This is a genomic window from Thiothrix nivea DSM 5205 (genome assembly GCF_000260135.1).
GTDB classification, from domain to species: domain Bacteria; phylum Pseudomonadota; class Gammaproteobacteria; order Thiotrichales; family Thiotrichaceae; genus Thiothrix; species Thiothrix nivea.
The window spans coordinates 4,635,905-4,638,170 of record NZ_JH651384.1 but is presented as its reverse complement, the minus strand read 5'-3'; the positions used below and the strand labels follow the sequence as shown (position 1 = coordinate 4,638,170).

The 2,266-nt window shown below is 37.3% G+C and carries 2 protein-coding genes; both read right to left on the bottom strand.

The genetic code is table 11. The annotated features are described in order from the left end of the window. The coding region (locus tag THINI_RS27465; RefSeq protein WP_425358301.1) for a DUF6602 domain-containing protein at positions 1-190 on the bottom strand (190 nt) is incomplete at its 3' end. A 309-nt stretch (positions 191-499) separates the two neighbouring features. Further along, positions 500-1,024: an ankyrin repeat domain-containing protein gene (locus THINI_RS22950; RefSeq protein ID WP_002710866.1), complete on the bottom strand. Its 525-nt coding sequence runs from the start codon at positions 1,022-1,024 to the stop codon at positions 500-502. Positions 1,025-2,266 lie beyond the last annotated feature (1,242 nt).

The following is a 2,266-nucleotide window of genomic DNA, read 5'->3' as shown; positions in this document are numbered from 1 at the left end:
TTTGTATCTGTTTTAATCCTCGATGAAATTCTGATTTATTGGTTAATGTTTTGATGTCAGGTTTTATCTCTATAGCAGCATATACGCCTTCTGCTAAAATCACTTCTCTTTTGGGAGTAAATAGTCTTGGGTGTATAGAATGGAGAATAACACAATCTATCTCTTGGGAGTCTGAATCAAGAGAATAGATTTTGCCTTTTTAACGGTGTATGTTGTTGGGAAAAAGCTCTCAAGAAATTCTGATATTGATACTTCTTTAGAGTCTCCTGTATTTTGTGTCTTTGAAAATAGTTTCAGTTTTGCTAAAACCAACCTTATTTGATCTAGATTTTCAATTATTGCGCCAATTGCTGCATTCATAGTGATATTTATGGGATGGGTGAACTTCTAACGTCTCGTGTGACGGGCGCGGCGGGGAGTCGAATGGTCTGAGTCGCGGGCTGTCACCGCGTCCGTCGTCGACACACTTGTTGGCGCTGTATTTTGCAAAATGCCAATATTACTTTAACAGAATATCCAATTGATCAAGTATTTTTCTCTCCTGGCTAATGAGATCACTAGGAGTTAGGCCAGCGTCGTTTTTAATGTCTTTTTTTGCACCATGCTTTAGTAATATATTGGTAACGTCAAGATAGTTTGCATGTACAGCCATATGCAGTAGACTATCGCCATTCTTGTTAACTAAAGTATTAGGACTTTTTTTATTATTAAGAAATAAGCTAACAATATTAGCATTCCCATTTGCCACTGCAAGAATCAAACAACTATCTTTCAGTTCCGCTCCTTCATCTATTAAAATTTTGGCAGCTTCATATTTTCCCATCATGCTGGCAGCACAAAGAATAGGTTCTCCATTCCCGGCCAATTGATTAACATCTTGCCCAACTTTTAATAATTTGAGAATTTTTTGTGGATTATTTTCTAATACGGCCTGAACCAATGGATTAGGTTGAGGTTGATTATCTGCATGTGCGATAGGTATTAATAATATAGAGCTAATTATAAACTTAAATAATATTTTCATTACTTGTTAAATCCATGATTTAATTCTTAAAGATAAGACATATTCTACATAAAATAGCACATCCATTATTCAATGGTCATCTAAACTTAGATTGCAATTTATACATGATTTTCTTTGTATGGCAATACCAAAAAATAAAATGCCACATCTAGGACAATAACTTAATAGCGCTCGCGCCAAAAAAATACCGAAAACAATAAAACTAATAAAGAAAGCTATTAAAACTGGCCAACCTTTAATGTTAAGCATGTCAAATGTAAAAAACATCATAAAAATGATGAAGAACGACAAATAAGCATGTAACCGCTTTTTTGATATTTTTTTTAGATCATCTTTATATTTGTCCATTGTTGATTTTATCCTGGCATGTGGTTAAATTTTTCGGTAATAATTGGACTAGAGATTTTATCTCACCGTGCATCAGGGCGACGCACCTATTCTTTAAAATTAGACGTTGAAACCGTTACTATATTTATCGAGTCTTAATAGGCGTCATTGGTATCAATATTATGCTTGAAACCACGATGCAACAAACCAACCCAAAAACAATAATATTTAATTGAAATATTTTGGATATTATTAAAAAGGCTATGCCATTAATTATGTTGAACCAAAAGAAATAGCGAATTGGTTTGTATTTATCCCACCATGCGGCATATTTTTTAACTTTCTTTCTGAGCAGAATACTCATTGTGATAAATATCAATGCAATAGGAAATGCTTGATACGCCTGCGACGATATAATAAGAAACGCTCCTGATAAAAGCATCAAAGCTAAGAAAAATCTTATCGAGTCATCAACCTCGTATTGATTTGTATCCATTCTTATCTTTTTGGTCTTTGAGCTTGGTAAAACGTATCGTTATAGCCCCCGCCAACGTCTCGTGTGACGGGCGCGGCGGGGAGTAAATTGTTGGGACTCGCGGGCTGTCACCGCGTCCGTCGTCGACACTCTTGTTGGCGCTTGGATTGGCCTCAAATAACCGACAACTTGTCATTGATAAATGGGAACCTCTAAAAACCCCCGTTCCCGCGCCGACTATGCGAAAATAGCCACTTGACCGACAAACAGCCCCGATCAACGATGAGTAAGAAAAGCGCCATCAAAACCAGTCTATTTGCCGCTGAAGAGCGGGAACAGAAACTCGACCGTAAGGGGACCTGTTGTCCACGCTGGAAAACACGTCAAATTTTCCGATCTGGCTGCTGAAATCGACCGGATTGCCCCGCGCCCCAACCGAA